We start from the raw sequence: 26759 nt of genomic DNA on the forward strand, positions 1-26759 counted from the left end.
AGGTTATCCTTTACGTATGGGGTTTTTTGTATGCAACATCTTTGGACGGCGTTTCATCATCATAAGTGGCATTCGCACTATCAGGTCTTTCCACTCACTTAAGCGATAAGGAACGGCTGGACTCAAGTAAGGCACACCAAAGCTTTTTAATTTCACTAAATGACTGACCATTAAAAGAAAAAAGAGAATGACCCCGTATAATCCAAATGTAGCAGCACAAATCATAGCTGGAAAACGCAGAATCCGTAATGTAATCCCAATACTATAGTGCGGAATGGAAAATGATGAAATGGCGGTTAAGGCTACTACAATGACCAAAACAGGGCTAACGATCCCTGCCTGCACAGCAGCTTCCCCAATGATTAAACCGCCGACAATTCCCATTGCGGGACCGATTGGCTTAGGCAATCGCAGTCCTGCTTCCCTCAAAATTTCGATGGCTATTTCCATGAATAATGCTTCGATAAGTGCCGGAAACGGAACCCCGGACCTGGTTCCGATAATGGAGATGGCCAGTTTGGTCGGAATCAACCCTGAATGAAATGAGATGAAAGCTATATACAAAGACGGTGTAAAAAGAGCCAGAATAGCTGCGAGGTAACGAAGCATACGAATGAATGTGCCAGGAATCCACCTTTCATAATAATCTTCCGGTGATTGCAACATCATGCTCAATGTAACCGGAACGATCAAAGCGAATGGCGTCCCATCTAACAAGATGGCCACTCGACCTTCCATCAAAGCAGCGATCACCCGATCAGGACGCTCTGTATTCTGTACCTGCGGAAAAGGACTAAGGTAATTATCTTCGATAAGTTGCTCTACATAACCTGATTCCGGCACACTATCGATATCAATTTTCTTAATTCGATTTTCCACCTCTTGCACCAATTCGGGATCAACAATATCTTTTATGTAAGCGACAACCAAATCTTTTTTTGAACGCTTTCCTACTTGGAATTTTACTAACGATAAATTCTCAATTTCACCACTGCACCTTAAAAAGGATGTATTATCACTCAATGATTCAGTGAAACCGACCCGTGGACCTCTGACTAATGCCTCTGATACCGGTTCCTCGATCGCCCTTGTTTTATGTTTTGCAGTTCCTAGGATCAGCGCATCCAATGATCCATCAATTAAAAGGGCGGCAGAACCTGTTAGCACTTTAGATGCTAACTCTTTAATGGAACGGACAGCTTCTATTTCACTAATGGATAACACTTCATTTTTTATGAATTCTTTTGAAATGCTTCCCTTGAGGTAGGGAAGGTTCTGTTTATATTCTGCTGAAAAATCAACCATCAATGATGGCATGATATGCTGATCAATGAGATCTTTATCCGATAGTCCATCCACAAAAATGATAACTGACCGTATACCGGTTCGCCCTAGATTAAATTCCCGAAAATGGACATCCCAATTATGGCCAATTTCTTGCTTGATACATTCAAGATTGAAAGGAAGATTATCGGTAAACTGACACGGTGTATCTTGTGAGGTATTTGCTTGTTCTTTGTCTTTATCGGTACCTTTTCCTTTATTACCAATCTTTGATAGCCACTCTTTCATCATCATCACTCATCCTTTGAGGTGCGAAGCAAATTAAACAATTTGCTGATTAGATACGGAATAACAAACACAATGAAAGCTTGTATAAAAACCTGCCATTCTGGAAGGTAGGAAACAATCGTTTTCCACATTTTCATCACCCTATACTTGTCTCAGATAGCAGCTGAAATTCCTTTATTTCTCAAATAGTATTAATATCTTCTGTGTTTATTATGCAATGAACTTAAAAGCCATTAGCCGAATTTTGCATCAATTTATACTTCACATTTACCTTGTGGAAAAAGTGATTTTAATCTAGTAGAGGAGAAATCGATGTCTGGGACTTATTCGAATGGCTCATTGATTATAGTGAGCTTTTATGAACATAGGCTTTACTTCTTTGAATGGGGGATGACTTATGATCAAGATTTGAAATATAATTTTAAAAATATCAAGATCAAATTGAAATGATGTTCGAAATAACATATACTGAAAATTGAGAATTATTTGTAAATATTATCCGATTTTGGGAAATATTCGCATTAATCAACTTAGAATAAGAGATCCGAATCGCAACCCGGAACATATTATCGAATTGTAAAGCCTGGTGAAAAAAGGACGGAATGAATGAGAATATTATCTTTCGGTTAAGTTTTTCTTTATTTTTTAAAGTGATTTCAAAGGAGTGGAAAATGATGAATATATGGACAAGCTGCACACTGAGTTCAATTCTGGCACTTTCCTTATTAGCACCTTCCGTGTCTTTTGCTAATGAAAACTCAAATCATGAAGCCGCTGTGAGTAAGGAGACTGCCAGTCAGTATTCAATATTAAAGAAAGTAAATAAACCGGAAGAAGCGGGATTTTCGTCTGAAAAGCTGGAAAAAGTGGATCAGCTCATTGAAATGGAAGTGACGGCCGGTTTCCCCGGTGCTGCCTTGATTGTCATAAAGGACGGAAAGATCGTTAAAAATGAAAGCTACGGGTACAAACAGAAGTTTAATGAACATACACCTCTTAAGAAGTTCCGAAAAATGGAAAATGACACGTTATTTGACCTTGCTTCAAACACGAAGATGTATGCAACCAATTTTGCCATTCAGAAATTAGTCAGCGAAGGCAAGCTGGATACCCAGGCAAGAGTGCAGCAATACATTCCTGAATTCAAAGACACGGAGGAGGATGTGATCAAAGGAAAGGACAATCTGAGGGTTATTGATGTTCTGCATCATACTGCAGGGTTTAGACCCGATCCGCAATACCATAATCCAAAGGTTTCGAAAGAACTTTATTCCCAGGAGCGGGATAAAACCATCGAGTTCATTTCCAAGACACCGCTGACATATGTACCTGGAACACAGAATGTCTACAGTGATGTCGATTATATGCTGCTTGGTGCCATTGTTGAAGAAATAACGGGTCAGCAGCTTGATGTCTATGTTGAAAATGAATTGTACAAGCCGCTTGGGTTGAAAAATACTAAGTTCAATCCTCTGCGAAAGGGCTTTAAGCCAAAGGATTTTGCCGCAACCGAATTGCTTGGCAACACCCGGGATGGCGTGATAGATTTCCCTAACATTCGCACATACACACTTCAAGGGGAAGTGCATGATGAAAAAGCCTTTTATTCGATGGGGGGCGTTTCAGGGCATGCCGGCCTTTTCTCCAATACGAAAGATATGGCCGTCCTTCTGCAGGTGATGCTGAATGGCGGGGGATACGGTAAACATACGTTGTTTGATCAAAAAACAATCGATGAATTCGTCGCACCTTCCGAGATGAATCCTACATATGGTCTTGGGTGGAGACGGAATGGCGATGCTAGCATGGAGTGGATGTTCAGTCCTCATGCAAGCCACAGTGCCTACGGTCATACTGGATGGACCGGGACGGTCACGATCATTGATCCGGAAATAGATTTAGGGATCGTTTTACTTACTAATAAAAAGCACTCTCCGCTCGTCAATCCTGTAGCCAATTCCAATCAGTTTTTTGGCGACCTCTTCAAAACAGGAAGCTATGGAAGTGTTGTAACTGCGATTTATGAAGCATTGGAAACGAATGAATAAATGGATATCTCCATAAAATCTAAGGCCTCCCATTAATGTCGGGAGGCCTTTTTTCTTGTTCTATCAGAATGTCTGGAAGCTTTATTCTATACAGTTTGGGCAAGAATCAGGTTTTTATATGCGCCGTCTTGATGGAGCAAATTATCATGTGCACCTTGTTCGATGATTTCCCCATTTTGTACAACGATGATGCGATCGGCATGTTTAATTGTCGCTAATCTATGTGCAATGACAAGTGTAGTCAGATTTATCGAGAGTCGCTCCAATGCTTTCTGCACGGCTTTTTCGGTCTCGGTGTCCAGAGCTGAAGTGGCTTCATCAAGGATTAATATCGGCGGGTTCTTCAGGAATATACGAGCGATCGAGACACGCTGCTTTTGCCCTCCCGATAATTTCACTCCACGTTCTCCAATCAACGTTTCCAAGCCTTCGGGCAATTGTTCGATCAAGTCATTTAATTGAGCATCTTCAATGGCTTGGTACAATTGGGCTTCGGTTGCCTCGGTATTGCCGTACATGATGTTATCCCGAATCGTTCCATCAAATAAAAACACATCTTGTTGTACGATCCCGATATGTTTTCTTAATGAAGTCAATTTGTAGTCCCTGATATCAATGCCATCAATTTTAATACTGCCTGACTGGATATCGTAGAAGCGGGGCAGCAGGCTGCATAATGTTGTTTTACCACCACCTGAAGCACCTACCAATGCTATCGTGTTACCTGCCGTTACTGAAAATGAGATATCTTTTAGGATCGTTCTGTCCGCTTCATAGCCAAAAGAAACATTCTCGAAAACGACATCACCTTTTACGGAATCAACTTTGATTGCGTCCTTGACATCATGGATATCCGGGAACATATCAACCAATTCCAGGTATCTTTTAAACCCTGCATAACCCTTCGGCAAGGTTTCCAGAATCGAGCTGATTTGTTTGATGGGTGCTATGAAAATATTGGAAAGCATGATGAATGCCACGAATTCCCCATAGGTCATTTTTCCATGGATGACATACCAAGCCCCGCAGCCCAGCACGGTTAAGGCGACCAATTTCATGAGAATGAAATTCATCGACGTACTCCACGCCATGATTTTATAAGCCATGAGCTTTGTCAGGCGGAATTCTGAGTTGCTGCGATTGAATAGCTGGATTTCATGAGCCTCTTTAGTAAAGGATTGGACAACACGGATGCCGCTAATATTGTTTTCGATCCGGGCATTATAGTTCGCGATATCACCAAACATCCTTTTGAACGCCCTTGTCATTTTACGGCTGAAATAAACGGATAAGACTATTAAAAAGGGAACAACCGTAAATACGATAATGGCTAATTGCCAATTAATTTGGAACATGACGAAGAAGGCGCCAAAAATGGTCATGAACGCTATGAATAAATCCTCTGGACCATGGTGTGCGATTTCCCCGATGTCCATTAAATCATTCGTCATCTTGGATACTAAATGCCCTGTAGAGGTGGCGTTACACCTGTAAAGCTTGCTTTGGCCGGCTCGGCCATTACATCCTTGCTTAGCTCACTATCTACGGCAGTAGGGATTAAATTCAATATTTCAAAGGATATAAGCTATTGGTTTGCTGGGGGAGTTTCAAGTGTGCAGCCGCAGCATATTCTATTTACGCTTCCATTTATATTGGCTGGACTATTGTTAGCTTTAGCGCTTTCCCGTTCTATTTCCATTCTCAGCCTAGGTGAAGAAGTGGCAAAAGGTCTTGGACAAAATACAGGCATAGTGAAACTGATAGGAACGATTGTAGTGTTGTTGCTGACGGGGGCTGCAGTATCGATAGCGGGAATGATAGGATTCATAGGTTTGGTCATCCCCCACATTACAAGGTTTTTGGTAGGGAATGATTATCGACTGATCATTCCATGTTCTGCAATATTGGGTGGCGTTCTATTGATTGTGGCCGATATCGTCGGGCGGATGGTGAATGCCCCGTTCGAGACGCCTGTTGGAGCGATAACGGCCGTTATCGGCGTCCCCTTTTTCCTTTATTTAGCACGTAAGGAAGGGAGGGGATTATGATGCCCAAGCATTCAGACCCAAAAGAGGGAATGTTCAAGAAGCTGCTTTTATTAACTAGCGTTTTAACCGTCATAGTCTTTTTCATTAGTATTAATGCAGGCTACATTAAGATTCCGTTGATTGACGTCATAAGCACATTATCGGGAAATGGCACTGCTCAAAACGAATTGACGATGTTGGAATTTCGTTTACCACGAATCGTTTTAGCTATTCTCGTTGGTATGGGAATCGCCATTTCAGGGGCCATTTTGCAAGGCATCTCTCAAAATCCCCTAGCTGACCCTGGGATCCTTGGCATCAATGCAGGAGCAGGGTTCACAGTTGTACTATATATGTTCTTCTTCCAAGGCACTGCATTTTTCAATGGATGGTCATCGGTATTCATCATGCCTTTCACTGCTTTAGTGGGTTCATTCCTTGCCGCTTTTTTAATTTATGCACTATCTTGGAAAAAAGGGCAGGTGACGCCTGCGAGACTATTATTGGTAGGCATAGGAATTAATGCAGCTTTCGGTGCAGGTCTGGTCATCTTCCAGATGAAAATGGAACCGAACAATTTCATGAAGGCATTAATCTGGTTATCCGGGACGATCTGGGGGACGAATTGGACCTTTGTATGGGCGTTATTGCCGTGGTTGGTCGTATTGATTCCTCTAGCGATTTATAAATCCAAAGTATTGGATGTTTTGCGCTTGGGTGACCCGATTGCCATTGGAGTTGGTGTACAGATAGAAAAGGAACGCAGGCTTTTATTGCTGATTTCAGTCGCATTGGCAGGTGTATGCGTTTCGGTGGGCGGAGGCATTACGTTCTTAGGCCTGATCGCCCCGCATATAGCCAGGAGATTAGTTGGGGCGAGACATGCAAAACTACTGCCACTGACTGCAATCTTAGGTTCCTTATTGCTGTTATCTGCCGATACATTAGGAAGAGTCATCATGGCACCGATGGAATTGCCGGTGGGGATTATCGTTTCGATTTTAGGAGCGCCGTATTTTATCTACTTACTCGTGAAAAACATTTAATTATAGTTTTCAGAAAAAAGCCCATTTTCCAGGACGCTAGTGAAGATGGGCTTTTTTGCAGGAATGGTTGTTCCTTAGAAAGGATATAGATGATGGCTGTACGGCTGCTTTCGGGAGTGATGAATCATCCCCTAAAAGAACTATTTTAAAAAATATATTGACCGAACAGCTTGTATCCGCTTACAATGATATTTAGTTATTAGTGTATTTAGAAAATTGTAAAAGAGGTACCTGCATGACAAAGGAATTCGACAGAAGAATTGGGCGCCATGCAATCATGTACGCGTTTGCGGACGAAGAGGAAGAAGTCATATTGACGAATGAACTTAAGCGGATGGATTGGCTTTATGGAAAAGGTAAAGTCGGTTCAATGGAGCTGCAGAAAATAGTTGCGGCCATTGAGACATCAGCGAAAAGACTTGGATTGGTCAATCCCGATATGTATCGTGAAATGCATGCGCTGTATCATGCGATCATCGAAGCACTCCAAGGAGTGACACGCGGCCAAGTCGAGCTTGGCGGTCTTTTGAGGACTGCGGGCCTTCGGTTTGCAATCGTTCGGGGCAGGCCGTTTAAAAACGGGGCCGAAGGTGAATGGATTGCTGTCGCCGTGTATGGAACGATTGGAGCACCGGTTCGGGGATTTGAACATGAAGCCGTCGGCTTGGGAATTAACCACATTTAAATAATTAAAAGCCTATAGTTATTTAGTGAAATAGGGGGCTGTATTGATAGACTGGATAAGTCTGTCAATATGGCCTCCTTTTGTGTGTTTTAAAAAAGAATAGGGGTGCAGGAAATGATTATGTTAACGGGTCAAACTTTAACGATTGAAGAAGCGAAAAAAGTATTGTATGGAGAAGCATTTGTCTCTGCTTCAGCCGAGAGTGTTAAGAAAGTGGAAAAAAGCCGCGAAGCGGTTGAAAATATCGTGAAACAAAAGAAAGTCGTCTATGGCATCACAACAGGCTTTGGAAAGTTCAGCGATGTTTTGATTGATGCAGAGGACGCAGAGCAGCTACAGTGGAATTTAATTCATTCCCATGCGTGCGGAGTCGGGGAACCATTTCCAGAGGTGGTTTCGAGAGCTATGGTCCTTCTCCGTGCCAACGCGCTATTAAAAGGGTTTTCCGGCGTCCGTCCTATCGTCATTGAACGTTTGATCGATCTTTTGAATGCTCATATCCACCCGGTCATCCCTCAGCAAGGTTCTCTTGGGGCAAGCGGGGACCTGGCGCCGCTTTCGCATTTGGCGCTAGTATTGATGGGAGAAGGGGAAGTGTTTTATAAAGGAGAGCGAATGGAGGCCATCGCAGCTTTATCGAAAGAAGGCATTCTTCCAGTGACACTTAAAGCAAAAGAAGGTCTTGCGTTAATTAACGGAACACAGGCCATGACGGGGATGGGCCTCGTAAATTATATTGAAGCCGAACAGCTGGCCCATCAAACTGAAGCGATTGCTTCACTGACTTTAGAGGGATTACGCGGCATTGAAGATGCCTTTGATCCGGATGTTCATCTAGCACGCGGTTACCGCCAGCAAACAGAGGTCGCTGAACGGATTAGCCGCATGATCAGCGGCAGCCAGCTCATCACCAAGCAAGGAGAATTGCGGGTTCAGGATGCTTATTCCCTCCGCTGCATCCCGCAAGTGCATGGGGCGTCATGGCAAACTCTTGATTATGTAAAAGAAAAATTGGAAATTGAAATGAATGCCGCGACGGATAATCCGCTTATTTTTGACGATGGGGAAAAGGTTATTTCAGGGGGGAACTTCCATGGCCAGCCGATTGCATTTGCGATGGACTTCATGAAAATCGCTGTTGCCGAGCTTGCGAATATTTCAGAGCGCCGGATTGAGCGACTCGTCAATCCTCAGCTGAATGATTTACCGCCATTCTTGAGTCCGTCACCTGGCTTGCAGTCTGGAGCGATGATCATGCAATATTGTGCAGCTTCCCTAGTCTCTGAGAATAAAACACTCGCACATCCTGCAAGTGTTGATTCCATTCCATCTTCAGCGAACCAGGAAGACCATGTAAGTATGGGAACGATTGGGTCACGGCACGCACATCAAATCATTCAAAATGTTCGCCGTGTTTTGGCGATTGAGCTCATTTGTGCCTTACAAGCGGTTGAATACCGTGGAATAGAGAAGATGGCCCCGTTTACAAAAGAGTTTTATACGGAAGCAAGAAAGCTCATTCCAAGCATTACACAAGATCGTATCTTTTCAAAGGATATTGAAGCAACGGCAAGCTGGTTACTGCAAATTGACTGGAATTCATTTATTCATAGGAGTTTACCTACAACTTAATATGAAGCTCGGAATACCCGAATGAACGTTAGGCTTATAGCCCTATGACTTGGGTTTTAAGCCTAACATCTTTATGTAAATGCTACATAGATCCCAGAAATCCAAAAAAGGTCTAAGCATTAGAGAAAATGACCTTGAAATAGTAATATATGCAGGAAATTACTATTGATGGAATGATCGACTTTACCTATTCGTGCTAGCTTAAATATGCATTTTTGGAGGGGAATCTAATTTGGAAAATCGGCAATTGCAACCACCTGTCATAAATGAAAAAAACCAGCCTTCAAATACTTTACAAAGGAAGCTAAAAGCACGCCACCTTACGATGATTTCGCTGGGCGGTGCAATTGGAACAGGGCTGTTTCTCGGAAGCGGGCCAGCCATTCACTCTGCGGGGCCTGGCGGTGCTTTGGTCGCTTATACCGTAATAGGCATAATGGTTTATTTCATTATGACAAGCCTTGGAGAACTGGCATCATTTATGCCGGTCAGCGGCGCTTTCAGTACCTATGCTACACGTTTCATCGACCCGGCATTAGGGTTTGCGCTTGGTTGGAACTATTGGTTCACATGGGCAATGACTCTTGCCGCGGAACTATCTGCCGCAACGATGGTTATGAAGTTTTGGTTTCCTGACAGCTCGTCTTTTTTATGGAGTTCTTTGTTTTTAGTTTTGATATTCTTATTGAATTACGTATCCGTTAAAGGATATGGCGAAGGGGAGTATTGGTTTTCCCTCATCAAAGTGGCGACCATCATCATTTTCATTGTTGTCGGAATATTGATGATATTCGGGATCATGAACGGAGAGGCGATTGGTTTTAAAAACTTCACAGTAGGTGACGCTCCGTTTGCCGGTGGTTTTTTGGCAACATTGGGTATTTTCATTGCTGCTGGATTTTCTTTTCAAGGTACAGAAATAGTCGGTGTTGCAGCCGGTGAAAGTGAAGACCCGGCAAAAAATGTACCACGTGCAGTTCGCAGCATTTTTTGGAGAATCTTCCTCTTTTATATCCTGGCCATACTGGTTATCGGATTGATCGTTCCTTATACGAATGGCAGTCTGCAGGGACACACGATCATGGTTAGCCCATTTACGATGGTGTTTGAAAAAGTGGGACTGGCATTCGCTGCTTCCGTGATGAATGCCATCATTTTGACAGCCGTATTATCCGCAGGTAATTCGAGCCTTTACGTGACAAGCCGAATGTTGTACTCCATGGCAAAAGAAGGGCTGGCACCGCGTATTTTTGGCAAGCTTAACAAACGCGGCGTTCCCATTTGGGGATTGGTTGTCACTTCACTTGTAGGGATGTTGGCCTTTTTTGCTTCCATTTTCGGTGATGGAGTCATTTATATTTGGCTTATGAATGCGGTTGGAGTCACTGGATTTATATTTTGGCTCGGTATAGCGGCAAGCCATTACCGGTTTAGAAAAGCTTATATTGCTCAAGGGCATTCACTGGACGATCTTCCCTATAAATCAAAATGGTTTCCTTTCGGGCCGATATTTTCCTTTGCCCTTTGTTTCTTCGTATTATTGGCGCAAAATTATCAAGCCTTTATTGGCGATGACATTAACTGGGCCAGTGTGTTCGCTGCCTATCTTGGCATCCCGTTCTTTTTGGTAATGTGGCTTGGTTATAAGTTCATAAAGAAAACGAAAGTAACTCCGCTAGAGGAATGCCAAATCGATTTTGATGAACATAGGAATGCTAAATAGTTTGTATCGATGATATGCATGAACCTTGAAATGAAATGGTTGTTTCAAGGTTTTTTTTCTGTATATGTGACACATTTTCAAATATGGCTGCATAAAACATACCAATAAAAAAATGTGTGAAATCCCAATCTTGCCATGTGATTTTTAAGCGGAAAATCACCTTTCCCACTTTTTGGATGATTTTAGAATTAAAAAAAACTGAAAAAAATTGCGGCCGATGTTGGGAGTTTATGATTATAGGAAGCCGAAGTGTTGGTATATCAAGGTTTTTGGAGTCTTCCGTAACCTTTAGAATCGATGGGGAAAATGGGCTTTTTAGGCAAGAATTCCGTCCCGCATCATTTGAACTTATATTCATTCTTTGTTAAGGTAATGAAGTACTTTAGGGATACAGGTTCATTCCGTGTGTTGGGACTGAACAAAACTCTAAAATAAAAAACCATTATATTTCAGTTGGTATATGCTGTGCCTGTTAGTTTCCTCAGTTGTATTGCACCTCTTTTCCCTGCAAAGCTCATTAGACCTATTGGGAATCCCATAATCATATTTCTATGCGTTTTGGTGTTATACTGCACTGCAAGTATCATTCCACCTGGTAAAGGAAATGAAGTACTTTAGAGGGTAGTCGTAAGTCCATCATCAGGACAAAACTCTAAGTGGAAATCGTTTATATTACAGTTGGTATATGTTGTGCCTGCTAGTTTCCTCAGTTGTGATTGCACCTCTTTTTTCCTACTTGAAATGCTCAATTTATCACACAAAATATAATCCAAGTAAAGAATTGCTTCTTGGGAATAATAAATATAGATTATTTTTCTATACACGTATGCCCTGTGCCACTAAATAAGTGTCACTTCCGCTTTTTTGAAGGGGTAGAATTTCGGTTATTTCAAGATACTTGTGCATTAATAATCATCACTCGCATAAAACGGGGGAATTCAGCAAAACTGAATATCATATGGGCAACTATTAGAATGAGGTGACTTGATGAAGCCGTATGTAGAAGTCAGAAATGTCTCGAAAATTTTTGGCAAATCTCCAAAAGCAGCAACAGACTTATTGAAGCAAGGCAAATCGAAAAAGGAAATCTTGAAAGAAACGGGACAAACGGTCGGAGTGAATAATGTTAATTTCGAGATTTATCCCGGCGAAATTTTTGTCATCATGGGCCTATCCGGAAGCGGGAAATCAACTTTAATCCGCATGTTCAATCGTTTGATCGATCCCACTTTGGGGGAAATCTTAATTGATGACGAAGATATCGTGAAGATGAATGCTGCCCGGTTAAGGGAAGTCAGACAAAAGAAAATAAGCATGGTATTTCAGAACTTTGCTTTATTCCCGCATAAAACGATATTGGAAAACGCTGAATTCGGGCTCGAAATTCAAAAAGTAGATCCTGCGAAACGTCATGAAAATGCGATGAAGGCTCTTGAGGCCGTTGGATTGAAAGGCTACGAAAATCAGCTGCCATCACAGCTTAGCGGCGGTATGCAGCAGAGGGTTGGGTTAGCCCGGGCACTCGCCAGTGATACGGATATCCTACTGATGGATGAAGCGTTCAGTGCCCTTGATCCATTGATTCGTAAGGATATGCAGGATGAACTGATTCAAATCCAAGATCAATACAAAAAAACGATCATTTTCATTACCCATGATCTTGATGAAGCATTAAGAATCGGGGATAGAATTGCCCTTATGAAAGATGGAAGCGTCATTCAATTGGGTACCCCTGAACAAATCATGATGAATCCAGCCAATGAATTCGTCGAGAAGTTTGTGGAAGATGTTGATCTATCAAAAGTATTGACAGCGTCTCATGTGATGATACGCCCAGAGAAGATTGCGGTGGACAGAGGCCCGAGGGTTGCCTTGGAAATCATGCGCAAACAAGGGTATTCCAGCATTTTCGTTGTGGATAGGAAGCAGAAGTTATTGGGGGCCGTGACTGCTGAACAGGCACGTCAGGCAATGAGTAATAACCAATCGATTTCTGAAGTGATGACAACTGATATCCCAACTGTAAAAGAGGATGAATTACTTGGAAACCTCATGGATGTGATGGCGACTTCAAGCTTGCCGATCTCAGTGATTGATGATCAGAACAGAATTAAAGGAATTCTTCTTCGCGGTGCCGTCATCGGTGCTTTGGCTGGAAATAAAGATTCCTTGAATGAAATGGAGAGTGAATAATTCAATGAATATGCCGAAAATCCCACTAGGAGCATGGGTCGATTCTTTAGTGGATTGGATAACTATTGTATTTGCTGGATTATTTACACTTATTACGAATGTGATTGAGGGACTACTGGATATCCTGGTCGATGTAATGAGTGCAGGGCCTTCGATCATTTTAATCATCGTCCTGACCCTTCTGGTTACCTATACAAGCAGATGGCCATTAGGATTATTTACATTAATTAGCTTACTATTGATCGATAATCTTGGTTATTGGGAATCAAGCATCCAAACACTGGCAATCGTTATATTGTCAGGAGTCTTAACGATAGTGATCGGGATACCGATCGGAATATGGTGTGCCCAAAATAACACGGTACGTAAGATCGTTACCCCGATCTTGGATTTCATGCAAACGATGCCTGCCTTCGTTTATTTGATTCCTTCGATTTTATTCTTTGGAATAGGGGTAGTGCCTGGAATCATCGCGTCATTCATTTTCGCGATTGCACCGACAATCCGAATGACCAATCTTGGGATTCAGGAAGTGCCTAATGATCTGATAGAAGCATCTGATGCTTTTGGTTCAACCAGCAGCCAAAAGTTATTCAAGGTACAAATACCATTGGCTACTCCAACAATTATGGCAGGAGTTAACCAAAGCATCATGCTGGCACTATCCATGGTAGTTACAGCTTCATTGGTTGGAGCACCCGGACTTGGGGCGGATGTCTACCGGGCTGTCAGCCAAATTAATGTTGGGCAAGGATTTGAAGCAGGATTATCCATCGTAATCATTGCAATCATACTCGATCGTATCACGCAAAACCTTCGTAAACCAGCTTACGAGCATGTCGTAAGCAGGAAAATCATTTTTACAATATTGGCCTTACTAGTTGTGGGTACTGCGCTATTCGGTACTTTTACAAAAGATACGGCTGTGAACGGGGATAAAAATAGTTTTGCTGCCAAAACCGATTATGAAATCATCGGTATTGAACCTGGAGCAGGATTGATGAAGTTGACTAAAACGGCTATAGATGATTATAAACTGGATGATTGGAAGTTGGTTGAAGGGTCTTCGGCGGCAATGGTTGCTGAATTGAAAAAAGCAATCGATAAAAAAGAACCAATCGTCGTTACAGGATGGTCACCGCATTGGATGTTCTCGAAATATGACTTGAAATATCTTGAAGACCCGAATGAATCCTTTGGCGGGGCTGAAAATATTAATTCGATTGCCAGAAAAGGACTTGAACAGGATGCCCCTGGCGCTTATAAAATCCTTGATCAATTCTTCTGGGATACTAAAGATATGGAAAATGTAATGGTCCAAGTTTCTGAAGGGATGTCTCCTTCAGAAGCAGCAGAAAAATGGATAAAGGAAAATCAGGACAAAGTATCCAAATGGACCCAAGGTGCACAAACAGGAAATGGTGAAAAAATCAAACTGGTTTATGTTGCCTGGGACACTGAAATTGCCAGCACAAATGTGATTGGCAAGGTTCTGGAGCAGAATGGTTATGATGTAACATTAAGTCAAGTTGAAGTGGGACCAATGTTTGCCGGCGTTGCAAACGGAAGTGCGGACGCCATGGTGGCCGCATGGCTCCCTGGAACACATCTTGAATACTATAATAAGTACAAAGCTGAAATGGTTGACCTTGGACCAAACTTAAAAGGAACAAAGAATGGTCTGGTCGTTCCTGATTACGTCGATATTGATTCGATTGAAGACTTAAAATAAGAAAGAAGAGGGAATTCCAGTAATGGAATTCCCTCTTTTTTAAGTTTATATGGGCCGCTGGGAATCAATGGATGGAAACGAATTTATTCCTCAATTCCTCTTCCGTTACTTCGATCTTTCCTTTCAAATCTTCTGCCAGTAATACATAACTTTTCACGCCAATGAATTCAGAATGCGATATTAAAAAGAATTTTGTTCCTTTTTTATACGCTGATGGAACATCTTCAATCAACTTAAACATTTTCATCCTTTTTCCACCTTGGATATCATAAATTCGTACGCATGTATTCATAACTAATTCGTGGTACAACTTCTTCTTTTCACTTTTTATATCATTGATATTTATGGGCGGTCAACTATTTTTACTGGGTAGATACAAGTACCGCCTGTACTTGTCATTTGTTTGTGAATTATGAGTATTCCTAACTTTCTGTGGAACTGGGCTATCGTTGAATGTTAAAATTCAGTTGGAAAACAGTGTTTCTTTATACATAAGGAAGAGATAAGAGAAGCAATGAGTTGTTAAAGCAAAAAGTGATTTTGGAAGGTGTGGAAAAATTGAAACCAATCATATTTGATGTAGATACGGGGATAGATGATGCCATGGCGATGGCATATGCTTTAAATTCCCCTGAATTGGAAGTGCTCGGATTCACCACTTGCTTTGGTAACGTGCCCGTTGTTGATTCGACCCGTAATACACTTGCCGTCTTGGAGAAATTAAATAGGCGCATACCAGTATATGAAGGTGCTGACCAAACTTTGGTACGCGGAAGGAAGAAGCGGTATCCCAAGCATGTTCATGGGGAAGACGGGTTAGGAAATACCCTTCGGTTTGAACCAACCATCAAAGCATCACAAGGAAATGCAGCAGATTTCATTATCGATCAAGTGCAAAGCCGACCGCATGAAATTACGGTCATTGCAGTTGGGCCACTGACTAACATCGCATTGGCGATCAATAAAGCGCCGATGATCATGTCGCTTGTAAAAGAGGTCGTAATTATGGGCGGTTCCGTAAACGTACCAGGAAATGTAACCCCTTATGCTGAAGCGAACATAATATCAGATCCAGAAGCGGCCCATCAGGTATTGACTTCAGGACTGCCGATCACCCTAGTGGGGCTTGATGTGACCCTGCAAACATACCTACTGAAATCGAAGCTTGATGATTGGCGTGCCACTGGTAAGGAAAGCGCCGAATTTTTAGCCGAAATGACCGATTATTATATGAAAGCATATGAAAACTCCCATCCAGGTTTGGGTGGTTGCGCCCTTCATGATCCGCTTGCAGTCGGGGTTGCGATTGATTCAAGTTTTGTCAGGACAGAATGGATGAGCGTCAAGGTGGTGACCGAGGGTGAAGAAGCAGGCAGGACAATCGGTCAAAAGGATGGCGAACCTAGAATCCGTGTCTGTACGAATGTGGAAAGTGAGCGGTTTTTGAAGCATTTTTTGGAACGGGTTATATGACTAAGCAACGTAATTGAATCATTGGGAAAAGCTGGCCTGTTTCTGTTGGATATATCGATTCTCGCTATAGGACAAGGATTCCTGTCAGAATAAAGTTGAAAATAGCATGGTACAAATGGTCTTCCATTCATTCTGATGTCCTTTTGTAAATGGTTTATATTCGATCAATTATAAAAATTGCTTTTCAGAGTTTAATCAAACGTTTGATTAATTTCGTAGAAAAGAAAGTCGAAAGTCACTATTATTATGGTGAAAACCATATTAATGGATAACGGTTCAGAAATATTGGGTATAAGGTACTTTTTTTACCATAAAAAAGTAAAATATTAAAAATTAATTAAAAAATGGGTTTAAAGGTTTGGGAAAACAGGTACATAGACTTTCATAATGCCATATTTAGGTTTTTTTGCATAATTATAATTTACCATTTTTCGACTTTGCGCTTATTTATATGGCAGAAAATGTATGGTTCTATTAAAATGTACTATATAAGATAAAAGGAGGATTTTTTCTATGTCACAAATTCGCGTAACACCTTCAGAACTGAAAGATGTAGCTAGACAATATGATAATGAGAGCCAACAAGTAACGGATATGATTGGTCGTTTAGATAGAATGAGAGATCATTTAACTGGTATTTGGGAAGGTTCCTCCAGTGAGGCTTTCGTAGGTCAGTACGAAGAATTAAAGCCTTCATTCATGGATATGGCTCGCTTGTTGAATGAAGTTTCTCAACAATTGAATAAATCAGCTCAAATCCTTGAAGACACAGATAATCAGATTGCTAGTCAAATTCGCGGATAATCATTAGGTAAATGAGAAAAAGAATTTCTAGGAAAAAGCGCCGCGACTCTTTTTGAAGATCGTGGTGCTTTTTTGCTTTAAAAGAGGTGGTTTCCATATATATTCAACTAACGATCGATTTAAACAGGTATACAGGGGAAGTATTTGATTTGCAAGTGTCGAATTACCGCTCCATCAAGAAGGTTGTGGAGATAATATGGCAGGTAAAGGATATTGCCAGTGCACCTAAAGAAGGCTATTGGGTGCGGGTTCAGAATAAAGAGTTCGTATGTTCAGGTTATGAAACCCTGCTTGATAGCGGAATTACGACGGGGGACCGCCTTGAGATCCTCTAATGGATAGGTGTGGACTCTTTATAGGAAAAAAGTCTAAAGCCCTTTAGCAGGGGTAAAGGAGTTACATAAAATGGATGAGAAACCATATCTGGAGAAAAAAACAGAAGCTGCAATGATGAAGGATGATAAGGGGCATTCGTTCGTTTTCCAACGGGCAAAACTATCGATGCAGGACCCACTGGAATTACAGCTTATTCATGAAGCGGATGATGCTCTCCAGAAACATATAGAAGTGACAGAGGACGAGGTGAAGATCAGAGTAAATCCACCAGCCTCTTTTTTTGTTTTTTCCAAAGCTAAAGATAAAAATCCATTGAGTAAATGGTTATCGTCTTATCAAATCCTGAAGAAAATAAGGAATCATGAATTGAATCGCCTGCAACTAGTCGTCTGTCCGGAAAATATCGTTTTTGATTCAAGCTTAACCCCATATTTCCTGCATTATGGCGTAAAAGACAGTTTGCCTCCTTATGAGCATAATCAAGATGAGTTATTTAAAGAAACGAAGGCAACGATTTCGGCGCTTGTGGATGGGCAGCATACATTCGAAGAGTATCTGCTTTACCATAAAACACTGAAACTATCGAACGAATCACAAAGTATATTGTCATCGGGGACCTGGGATGAACTTTCCACGGTCATTCAAAACCGGATAGAAGCTTTAGAGAAGGAAGAAAAGGCATTTGTACATATCCCTGAAAAGAAATGGAAAACGGGCCGTTATACACTTTGGGGTACGGTGATCGTTCTCGTGCCACTGCTATTGTTTACGATTTACACACTATTCTTCTCACACCCTAAGCAGGAAGCATATGTAGAAAGCGGTGAAAGCTTCTTAAAACAAAAATACAGTGAAGTCATTGACCGTTTGGAAAACTACGATCCGAAAAAGATGCCGTATGTCGTTCAATATGAACTGGCGAAGTCCTACGTCACTTATGAACCATTGGAGGGAGTGGCCAGGAAAAACGTGGAAAATGCAATCACGTTGCAAACGGATAGTCAGTATCTCCTATATTGGATTTATATAGGCAGGGGCATGAGCGAGGAAGCGATCGATTTGGCGAGAATCATGGAGGATCGCGAATTGATTATGTATGGGCTGGTAAACCAGAAAGAACAGATTAAGTTGGACGATAGCCTATCTGGGGAAGAAAAGGAAACGCAAATTAAAGAAGTCGATACTGAGCTGTCCCAATATGAAAAGGAAAAAAAGGAATTGGATAAGCAAATGGAGGAACAGCAAGGTCAGAACCCTGCTGCAACAGATTCGAATGTAGAGGATAAAGGCGCAGCGGAAGCAAAACCTGCTGTAAAAGAAGAAGTGGAAAACGAACCTGCTTCTGGGGGAAAAGAAGAAAGTAAGGATTCCTCCAAAAAATCAACTGAAGAAAAAGAGAAAAGCAAAGAGTGAGCAATGGGCCTTTTGCGGAGGTGAGATTTAATGAGTTTATTATGGATTTATTCTAGTGGGACCTACCAATCCTTTACGATCAAGGATAATCATAACGGTCCAATTTCGATTGGGCCATCAAAACAGGATACGATCACCGTTTATTCCATTCCTTTTGAACAAGGTCCTATCATGCTGAAAAAAAATGAGGGACTTGATGAATATGAGGTGTTTAGAGAGGGCAAGAAGCTTGGCGATGTAAAGCCATTCCATAGCTTCACCTTTCAAGAAGGAGAAGAAACGGTCGAGATTTTTTATACGTCAGGGGAATTGGAAGAAAGCCTCTATTATATAGGCAACTTGAAAGAAATCACTTTATCGGACAAGGCGGGAGCGACCATTCGTAAAGAAGGACCCGTTTCCGGCAATGACTTTTCCCTTGTGCTGCATAAAGGGCAGTGGCACCTCATGCCAGAGGGAAATGGCAGGATATTCCTGAATGGTGAAAGGGTAACGAAGGCTGTTCCCATCCAAAATGGTGATCTGGTTTGCTGGCCGCATATGGTGCTGAGGTTGATTGAAGGCGACTTATTGATGATTCATAGCGCCGAAAGTTATGAAACATCATTAGCTAAAATGAAGAAGCCAATCTCTGAAATGAAAAAAAACTATCCACAGTATCGCCGGACACCAAGGATGATCTACGAATTGCCGGATGAGAAAGTGACGATATCTTTTCCGAGCCAAGAAGCAGAAGATAATAATAGAGGGTTATGGTTAATCCTTATGCCGCCCTTAATGATGCTGATCGTCATGGGGGTCATCACGGTCATTCAGCCGCGGGGCATTTTCATCATCATATCGATTGTGATGTTCACGACGACTTTAGTTACCTCGACGGTACAATACTTTAAAGACAAAAAGAAGCAAAAATTCAGAGAAGAAAAACGCCAACGTGTATATACCAGGTATCTAGAGCAGAAGAGGGAAGAACTTCAAGAGCTGTCTGAAAAACAAAAGAATGTGCTGTTCTATCATTACCCCTCCTTTGAAAGGATGAAGCTTCTAACTGATGGTATTAGCGATCGTATATGGGAACGAACTCTGGAAAGTGAAGATGCTCTGCACTTTAAGATCGGAACGGCGACCATACCCTCAAGTTATCAGGTGTCGGTAAATAGCAGCGATATGTCCAATCGGGATATAGATGATTTACTTGAGCAGTCGCAGGAACTTGTGGATGTGTACAAAAACCTGGAAGATCTTCCGTTATCGATCGATTTATCAAGCGGATCGATGGGCCTGGTCGGAAAGGAATCGATTGTTAAACGGGAGCTGCAGCAATTGATTGGGCAACTGGCCTTTTTTCACAGTTATCATGATGTTCGATTTGTCGCCATCTTTCCGGAAAAGGATTATCAGGAATGGGAATGGATGAAATGGCTCCCTCATTTTCAATTGCCGCATGCCTATGCAAAAGGATTCATATATAATGAGCAATCACGTGACCAGCTGCTGACCTCGATTTATCAGCTATTAAGGGAAAGAGATTTGGATGAGAACAAAGGGAAAGTGAGATTCACTCCCCACTTTGTCTTTATTGTCACGGATCGTAATTTAATTGCTGAGCATGTCATATTGGAATATTTAGAAGGCAAAACGGACGATTTAGGCATCTCGACGATTTTTGCAGCGGATGCAAAAGAAAGTTTGACAGAAAATGTCCATACGCTTGTTAAGTACATTAATGATTTTGAGGGTGAGATTCTCATCCAGCAAACGAAGGCCGTTCATACTCCTTTTAAACTTGATGCACATTCAAAAGAAGGAAATGAGCGTTATGCACGTACGCTCCGTTCATTAGATCATCAAAAAGGCATGAACAATTCCATACCAGAAACGGTTTCATTCCTTGAATTATTGAAAGCTCGTGAAGTGGAAGATCTGCCCATCAGCCAAAACTGGCGGACCAATCTGTCTTCCAAATCCTTGGCAGTTCCGATTGGATTGAAAGGGAAAACGGATAGGGTTGAATTGAACTTGCATGAAAAGGCGCATGGCCCCCATGGATTGGTTGCCGGAACGACAGGATCGGGGAAAAGTGAATTACTGCAAACCTACATCCTATCATTAGCCGTTCATTATCATCCACATGAAGTTGCCTTTTTGCTCATTGATTATAAAGGCGGTGGAATGGCACAGCCATTCAGGCAGATTCCGCATCTGCTGGGAGTCATTACGAATATTGAGGGAAGCAAGAACTTCAGTGCCAGGGCACTAGCATCCATCAATAGTGAATTGAAGAAACGCCAGCGCATGTTTGATCGATACGAAGTCAATCATATCAACGATTACACGGACTTATACAAAGAAGGCAAAGCGGATGAACCGTTACCGCACTTATTTTTGATATCAGATGAGTTTGCGGAACTTAAAAACGAAGAACCCGATTTCATCCGCGAATTAGTGAGCACTGCGCGAATTGGACGGAGCTTGGGAGTTCATTTAATTCTTGCTACACAAAAGCCGGGCGGTGTAATTGATAACCAGATTTGGAGCAATGCTCGTTTTAAAATTTCCTTGAAAGTGCAGGATGCCAGTGATAGTAAGGAAATTCTTAAAAATAGCGATGCGGCAAATATTACTGTTACCGGACGGGGATATTTGCAGGTAGGAAATAACGAGGTTTATGAATTGTTCCAGTCTGCGTGGAGCGGTGCCCCATATTTAGAGGATACGGTTGGATCTGAGGATGAAGTGGCACTTGTCACGGACCTCGGTCTTGTTCAAATCTCAAATGTATCGGAACAGGTCACTAATAAGAGGAAAGAAAAGATTAGTGAAATTGAAGCCGTGGCGGATCGAATTGTGGCGATACAGGAAGAAATGGAGATTAAGAAGTTGGCAAGCCCATGGCTGCCGCCTCTTTCTGATCGTTTATCAAGAAACCCTGAGAGAAGCCTGACGATGAATCAATTCCACCTGGGAATGAAGGATGAGCCCGAATTGCAAAGCCAGACCAATTATGTCTATAACTGGATTGACGATGGGAATATTGGGGTTTTTGGTTCTTCCGGGTACGGCAAGTCAACCACCGTTTTGACACTTCTCTTTAGTTTTGCAGATCAATTCACTCCTGAAGAACTGCATTATTATATTTTCGACTTCGGGAATAGCGCTTTACTGCCAATGCGCCAGCTGCCTCATACTGGGGAATACTTTAGGTTCGATGAGTTAAGGAAAATCGAAAAATTCATGTTATTCATGAAGGCGGAAATGGAAAGGCGTAAGCAGCTTTTTTCAGAAAAGGAGCTTAGTAACATAAAGCTCTATAATGCATTGGTGGAAGATAAATTGCCGATTATTTATATCGTGGTCGACAATTTTGACATAGTGAAGGATGAGATGCAGGATCAGGAAGCCCAATTCGTTCAGTTTGCACGTGATGGACAATCACTTGGAATCTTCATGATTTTAACGGCAACGAGAATCAATGCGATTCGCCAGCCGTTAATGAATAGCCTTAAGACGAAGGTCGTCCATTACTTAATGGACAGTTCGGAAAAATATTCAGTTTTGGGGAGAACCCCTTATGAAAATGAACCTGTTCCTGGCAGGGCGTTGGTGAAAAAGGACCAAACCTATCTCACCCAGATTTACTTACCAGCCGATGGAGCGGATGATATAGCCGTTTTGGAAGAAATGAAACAAGCTGTGGCAGAACATAAGGTTAAATATAAGGAAATGGACAAACCGCCGGCGATTCGGATGTTACCGGCACGTCTTGATTCCAGCAGCTTCAAGAGTTACTGCTCACAAACGATTAAGAAGGATACCATTCCAATCGGGCTTTCAGAGGAAAGCGTTACACCTGTATTCGTGGAGTTGAATTCCAATCCATTCCTGCTTGTCGTAGGACAGTCACGTAAAGGGAAAACGAATGTCCTTAAAGTGCTGCTGGAATCGTTGCTTACACAGGCGGTCGGCGAAATTGGATTATTTGACGGAGTGGATCGCGGCCTATCTTCTTATGCTTTTGAGGAGAAGGTGAGCTATGTGGAAACAAAAGAGCGGATAACCGAATGGCTCGATCATATCACTGGAATATTTGAAGAACGTGAGCGAAGTTATCTTGCGGCATTGGAATTGACACCGATGAAGCAACTGGAATTCCCACCGGTCATATTTGTCATAGATAGCATTTCAAGGATCCAACAAACGATAGACGGCAGGATTCAGGATAGGATCAGCAGTTTGATGAAACAATACAGCCATCTCGGGTTTAGTCTGATTGTCGCTGGAAATGCCAACGACTTCACGAAGGGGTATGATTCGTTGACAACCGAACTGAAACAAGTCAGACAGGCTGTTTTGCTTCTTAAAAAATCGGACCAAAGCTTGTACACCCTCTCCTATTCCAGAAAAGAAGAAGAAATACAGCCGGGTTACGGATACTTTGTGCTGAATGGCCAGGAGTGTAAAATCCAAATTCCGCTAAGTGAAGAAAGAAGGAGAGTGCAAGAGAGTGTCTGAAAAAATAAAACCGATGCTGTTAATCGGTAAAATACTGGTGATCTTAGCGCTGCCAATCTTGTTTTTTTCTTATATTGGCCAAAATCCAATGAAAAAGACGGAAACGGCTTCTCGCGAAATCGCCATTGTAAATGAAGATAATGGGACAGAATTTAACAATAACCCCATTTACATGGGCTCAGAGCTTGTTACTACACTGGACAAGGATTCTGAATATGAGTGGTTTGTGGTAAATAGAAGTACGGCGGAAAGTGGACTTGCAAATGAAAAGTACGATGCAGTCATATATTTTCCATCCGATTTTTCAGAGAATATTTATACGTTCGATGATGAACAGCCTGTCAAGGCGGGGATAAAGTACAAGGTACAACCCAGTTTGAATGCAGAGAACATGGAAAAGGTACAAAAGGAATTAGAGAAAACAAAGAGCAAAATGAATAAGCATATTTCCACACAGTATTGGAGCTATGTTTCCCAATCAGTCGAGGACATCCGTAAGAAGTTCGATAATGTCCTTGCTAAAGAAATCGCTTTTCAAAACACGATGTATGAGTTTTATACTCCAAGCTCGGAAAGTCTTGCAGGCGAAATCAAGCAGCATAAGGACATGCTTGAAGGAGTTTTTGCCGAGACGAAAGATGCTGGCAAAACAAGTACTGAAACAATGGGTGAAATAGGGGACACGAAGACTCAAATGGCTTCATTTGTGAAAGATGTTGTTTCTTTTGAGGAATATCAAAAAGCTCAAAGTATCCTTTTTGAGAAGGCCTCTGCCCAAAATCAACAGCTTGTCATGGAGAGTGTGCAGTCATACGACAAGGTGCTGAATGAGGGGAATAAATCTATACCAGAGATTCAGCAAGGGATGAATACGAAATACAGCCTTAATGATCAAGGCATTAGAGAAAATGTTGGAATCATGCAGCAGAAACTTGATTCCAGCAGTAATGAATTGGAACAATTTTCAACAAGCATGAAAGACAAACAAGTAGAACAAATTACGAAAATCACCCAAGATCAACAAAGCTCGATTGAACAATTGAAACAATCGGAAGAGGCGGGTCTTGATAACCTTCAGTCAACCTTGCTTATGCAAAGAGGAAATCTTGCAAGCAGCTCTGGTGATGGGGAGGATATAGGTGAAGGAACGACGCCTATAGAGGATATTGAAACGGAAACGGGAAAAGGTGAATCAGCTGCTGCACCTGACAAGAAGGACCCGGTTGATGAACTGTCTCTGCAGGTATTGCTGGATCAAATCAATGGGATCAACACGGCACTTGAAAGTTTGGTGCCGGCAGAAGGAAGTGAAGGAGCTGCTGAACAACTCAACATCCTTACAGCGGAACTCCAAACGGAAATCAATAATCTCAGCGGAACGGTAAGCGGCAGAACGGGGAATTATAACCAAGTGATAACGGAGTTTAATACACTGGTAGATTCATATAATGACCTGCTGGCGCAGTTTACGCAATTACAAGCTGATTATAATGAACTCGGCACGAATTATAAGGATTTAGGCGACCAATGGAAAAAGTCACAGGAAGATATTCAAAAATTACAGGACATCCAGAGTATGACAATCGAAGAGGCCGTCGCAGAAATCAAGACTCTCGAACAGTCACTTCTAGAAAAGGTGGGGGGAGAAAGGCGAGCGGTGCTTGTGAAGGCCTTCGAGAATCCTATCATCAATCGGGATTCAACTACCCTCCTTGCCTATTACGGTTCACTCTCATCTTATGGTGAATTGGCTGAAAGAGTCACCGAAGCAAATGTAGATAAGATATTTGCAGCCAATATAAAAGAATTGGAAAACTTGAAAAATGGGGTTTCCGGAAATGTAGATGAAGAAGCGAAACTCGTTAAAGCCAGTTTAGCAGGAGTCAATGAGAACTTCGGGATGTTCTCGGAATCCATTATGGGTTATATGAAAGAATATGATGCTAACGTTGAAACGGGGCAAAAAGCCACTTTAGCTGAATTGGCGGCAATTTCCGGCAAGGCTCAAGAAGTGTCTGCCAATTTGTCGGGTGATATGGAAGTTCCTGAGATGGAGGCCGAACCGCCAGTTAACCTTGATGGAGAAATGTTTGTATCACTTCAAGACAATACGGCAACAACTGTCGGCTTCATTTCCGAGCTTGTCAATTCTGTAGCGGAAAGACAGGAAACGGTCACGAAGGATACAGCAGACCTGCAAGCGAAAGTGGGGTCCGTGCAGGAAAGGGCCGATCAGCTTAATGATAATTGGTCCCAAAATGTAGACTCAACCGAAAAAATCAAGACGGACGTATATAGCGTCTTGAACAACACTCTAGTCGATGATCAGGAGAACGGGTATGTGTACGAATATTTAGCGAATCCCGTACAAATCAGCGGGGAGGTCCTTCATCAGGAAAAGGTTAATATCCCGCCGATCGTCATGTTGGTGATCATACTCATTTCTGGGATATTGATCGGTTTCTTCCTGCATCATTATGAAACCATTCCAATGATGGTCCATGCAGCCTTGTTTACCTTATTGAATCTGATCGTAGGTTTAATCATCAGCATGTATGGCTTGAAAATCTATCCACTGGGAGATATGCAGGAGATTAAATGGACCGTCTTCACCGTCCTGCTTTTATTCTTCTGTTCAGCGTTTACCCGACTTGCCTTCTCGATTGGGCCGTTTGTCGGTGCTATCCTGGTGATTGGTTTGATCAGTTTCTTTACCATTCCATTATTGGATTTAATCATGCCTAATTTCAATGTAGACCACCCTGTTGCGGACGTATACATGTCCATTCAATTCGGTAATCAGTCGGCATTCATTCCGGCTAGTATCATCTTGATTGTACTGACGCTTATCGCAACGGTCATTCCATATATAGTGAAGCGTCTTGCAGAAAGAAGAGCAATGGCCCATGAAGTGGAATAAATACGTAATGCCTGTCTTGCTCATCCTGTTTTTTAGCCATGCACCTCATGGCGGGGCGGAAGAGGAACCGATGGTGGAGCCCAATGAATATCAAGAAAACGATATTGATATTCAAACGGAGTATTTCCATGAAGAAGGATTGTTGGAACAGAAGCGGAAACTGCCTGAAGAACAAAAGGACCTCACTTTTGAAAGAGGGAAATATGATGCCATTGACTCGGTGAAGGACTCACTGTTTCAGTCTCCTGTAATGGAGAATCAAAATAATACCATCGCTTCAAAATCAGAACAGCTTGGATTATTCTCGGAGGTCCGCATTCCAACGAGAAACGAAGAAGAAACAGAGCCTTCGCTTAATTTTGACCTGACGATATTGCTAGGCATCGTTTTGGCACTTTTGGTCGTTTGTTTGTTTTTTATCCTTATCCCGAAAATGGGGAAGCTGAATGGAGAGGTTAAACGAAAATGAAAACAGCCCGATTCCCCTCAGGAATCGGGCTGTTTTAACTACATATCCATAACGGTTTTAATAAGCCCTAAAAGAAGGGCGGCTGCGAAGATCAAAATGAAGAATTTTTTATACATGATCAGTACCTCTTATATCTTAGGAGTGGATTGCATTCATTTTAGCATAAACAAGACA

Annotated in this window: 16 protein-coding genes and 2 pseudogenes; 15 read left to right on the top strand and 3 right to left on the bottom strand. The window is 42.0% G+C overall.

The annotated features are described in order from the left end of the window. Window positions 1-3 precede the first annotated feature (3 nt). The gene (locus tag AC1DIV_RS20995; RefSeq protein WP_406594458.1) at window positions 4-1572 is read right to left on the bottom strand and encodes a spore germination protein; all 1569 of its coding nucleotides are present in this window, start codon (window positions 1570-1572) and stop codon (window positions 4-6) included. A 674-nt stretch (window positions 1573-2246) separates the two neighbouring features. Between AC1DIV_RS20995 and pbp4b the strand changes: the two genes are divergently transcribed. After that, on the top strand, window positions 2247-3620 hold the full coding sequence (pbp4b, locus tag AC1DIV_RS21000; protein WP_340878624.1) for a penicillin binding protein PBP4B: 1374 nt from the start codon (window positions 2247-2249) through the stop codon (window positions 3618-3620). A gap of 86 nt (window positions 3621-3706) precedes the next feature. On the opposite strand, the pseudogene AC1DIV_RS21005 reads toward pbp4b, so the two are convergent. Beyond that, a pseudogene (locus AC1DIV_RS21005) lies at window positions 3707-5092 on the bottom strand (ABC transporter ATP-binding protein); the annotation flags it as partial. Between AC1DIV_RS21005 and AC1DIV_RS21010 the strand changes: the two are divergent. From AC1DIV_RS21010 to AC1DIV_RS21040, 7 genes and pseudogenes are all read left to right on the top strand, one after another. Next, a pseudogene (locus AC1DIV_RS21010) lies at window positions 5093-5668 on the top strand (FecCD family ABC transporter permease); the annotation flags it as partial. Beyond that, window positions 5665-6693, top strand: coding sequence for a FecCD family ABC transporter permease (locus tag AC1DIV_RS21015; RefSeq protein ID WP_340878412.1), 1029 nt, complete (start codon window positions 5665-5667; stop codon window positions 6691-6693). The pseudogene AC1DIV_RS21010 and the gene AC1DIV_RS21015, both read left to right, overlap by 4 nt. Before the next feature lie 235 nt (window positions 6694-6928). After that, window positions 6929-7378, top strand: coding sequence for a hut operon transcriptional regulator HutP (hutP, locus tag AC1DIV_RS21020; RefSeq protein WP_054398152.1), 450 nt, complete (start codon window positions 6929-6931; stop codon window positions 7376-7378). A 114-nt stretch (window positions 7379-7492) separates the two neighbouring features. Then, window positions 7493-9010, top strand: a complete 1518-nt coding sequence (hutH, locus tag AC1DIV_RS21025; RefSeq protein WP_034306584.1) for a histidine ammonia-lyase — start codon at window positions 7493-7495, stop codon at window positions 9008-9010. Between the two features lie 325 nt (window positions 9011-9335). Then, window positions 9336-10733, top strand: coding sequence for an amino acid permease (locus tag AC1DIV_RS21030; RefSeq protein ID WP_081088805.1), 1398 nt, complete (start codon window positions 9336-9338; stop codon window positions 10731-10733). 987 nt (window positions 10734-11720) lie between these two features. Beyond that, the gene (locus AC1DIV_RS21035) at window positions 11721-12926 is read left to right on the top strand and encodes a quaternary amine ABC transporter ATP-binding protein (protein ID WP_318292626.1); all 1206 of its coding nucleotides are present in this window, start codon (window positions 11721-11723) and stop codon (window positions 12924-12926) included. A 4-nt stretch (window positions 12927-12930) separates the two neighbouring features. Continuing rightward, on the top strand, window positions 12931-14658 hold the full coding sequence (locus tag AC1DIV_RS21040; protein WP_318292625.1) for a glycine betaine ABC transporter substrate-binding protein: 1728 nt from the start codon (window positions 12931-12933) through the stop codon (window positions 14656-14658). Window positions 14659-14722: 64 nt separating this feature from the next. Here AC1DIV_RS21040 and AC1DIV_RS21045 read toward each other — a convergent pair whose 3' ends face one another. After that, the gene (locus tag AC1DIV_RS21045) at window positions 14723-14905 is read right to left on the bottom strand and encodes a hypothetical protein (RefSeq protein WP_048689530.1); all 183 of its coding nucleotides are present in this window, start codon (window positions 14903-14905) and stop codon (window positions 14723-14725) included. Window positions 14906-15216: 311 nt separating this feature from the next. Here AC1DIV_RS21045 and AC1DIV_RS21050 point away from each other — a divergent pair, with 311 nt between their 5' ends. The 7 genes from AC1DIV_RS21050 (at window position 15217) to essA (ending at window position 26585) form a co-directional block, all read left to right on the top strand. Beyond that, window positions 15217-16131 carry a nucleoside hydrolase gene (locus AC1DIV_RS21050; protein WP_477577358.1) on the top strand — a complete coding sequence of 305 codons (915 nt, stop codon included), beginning with the start codon at window positions 15217-15219 and terminating at the stop codon, window positions 16129-16131. Between the two features lie 513 nt (window positions 16132-16644). Further along, window positions 16645-16935, top strand: a complete 291-nt coding sequence (locus tag AC1DIV_RS21055) for a WXG100 family type VII secretion target (RefSeq protein ID WP_034306171.1) — start codon at window positions 16645-16647, stop codon at window positions 16933-16935. Between the two features lie 95 nt (window positions 16936-17030). Continuing rightward, the gene (yukD, locus tag AC1DIV_RS21060) at window positions 17031-17270 is read left to right on the top strand and encodes an ESX secretion system protein YukD (protein ID WP_053537134.1); all 240 of its coding nucleotides are present in this window, start codon (window positions 17031-17033) and stop codon (window positions 17268-17270) included. A 70-nt stretch (window positions 17271-17340) separates the two neighbouring features. Then, window positions 17341-18684 carry a type VII secretion protein EssB gene (gene essB / locus AC1DIV_RS21065; protein WP_340878416.1) on the top strand — a complete coding sequence of 448 codons (1344 nt, stop codon included), beginning with the start codon at window positions 17341-17343 and terminating at the stop codon, window positions 18682-18684. A 30-nt stretch (window positions 18685-18714) separates the two neighbouring features. After that, a complete protein-coding gene (gene essC, locus AC1DIV_RS21070; RefSeq protein WP_477577350.1) occupies window positions 18715-23196 on the top strand; it encodes a type VII secretion protein EssC in 4482 nt (1493 codons plus the stop codon). Continuing rightward, a complete protein-coding gene (gene esaA / locus AC1DIV_RS21075) occupies window positions 23189-26116 on the top strand; it encodes a type VII secretion protein EsaA (protein WP_477577352.1) in 2928 nt (975 codons plus the stop codon). Before essC ends, esaA begins: the two co-directional genes overlap by 8 nt. After that, the gene (gene essA, locus AC1DIV_RS21080; protein WP_052137216.1) at window positions 26103-26585 is read left to right on the top strand and encodes a type VII secretion protein EssA; all 483 of its coding nucleotides are present in this window, start codon (window positions 26103-26105) and stop codon (window positions 26583-26585) included. The genes esaA and essA overlap by 14 nt, the downstream gene beginning before the upstream one ends. Window positions 26586-26759: the final 174 nt, after the last annotated feature.

This window comes from Peribacillus sp. 05N428, assembly GCF_056397085.1.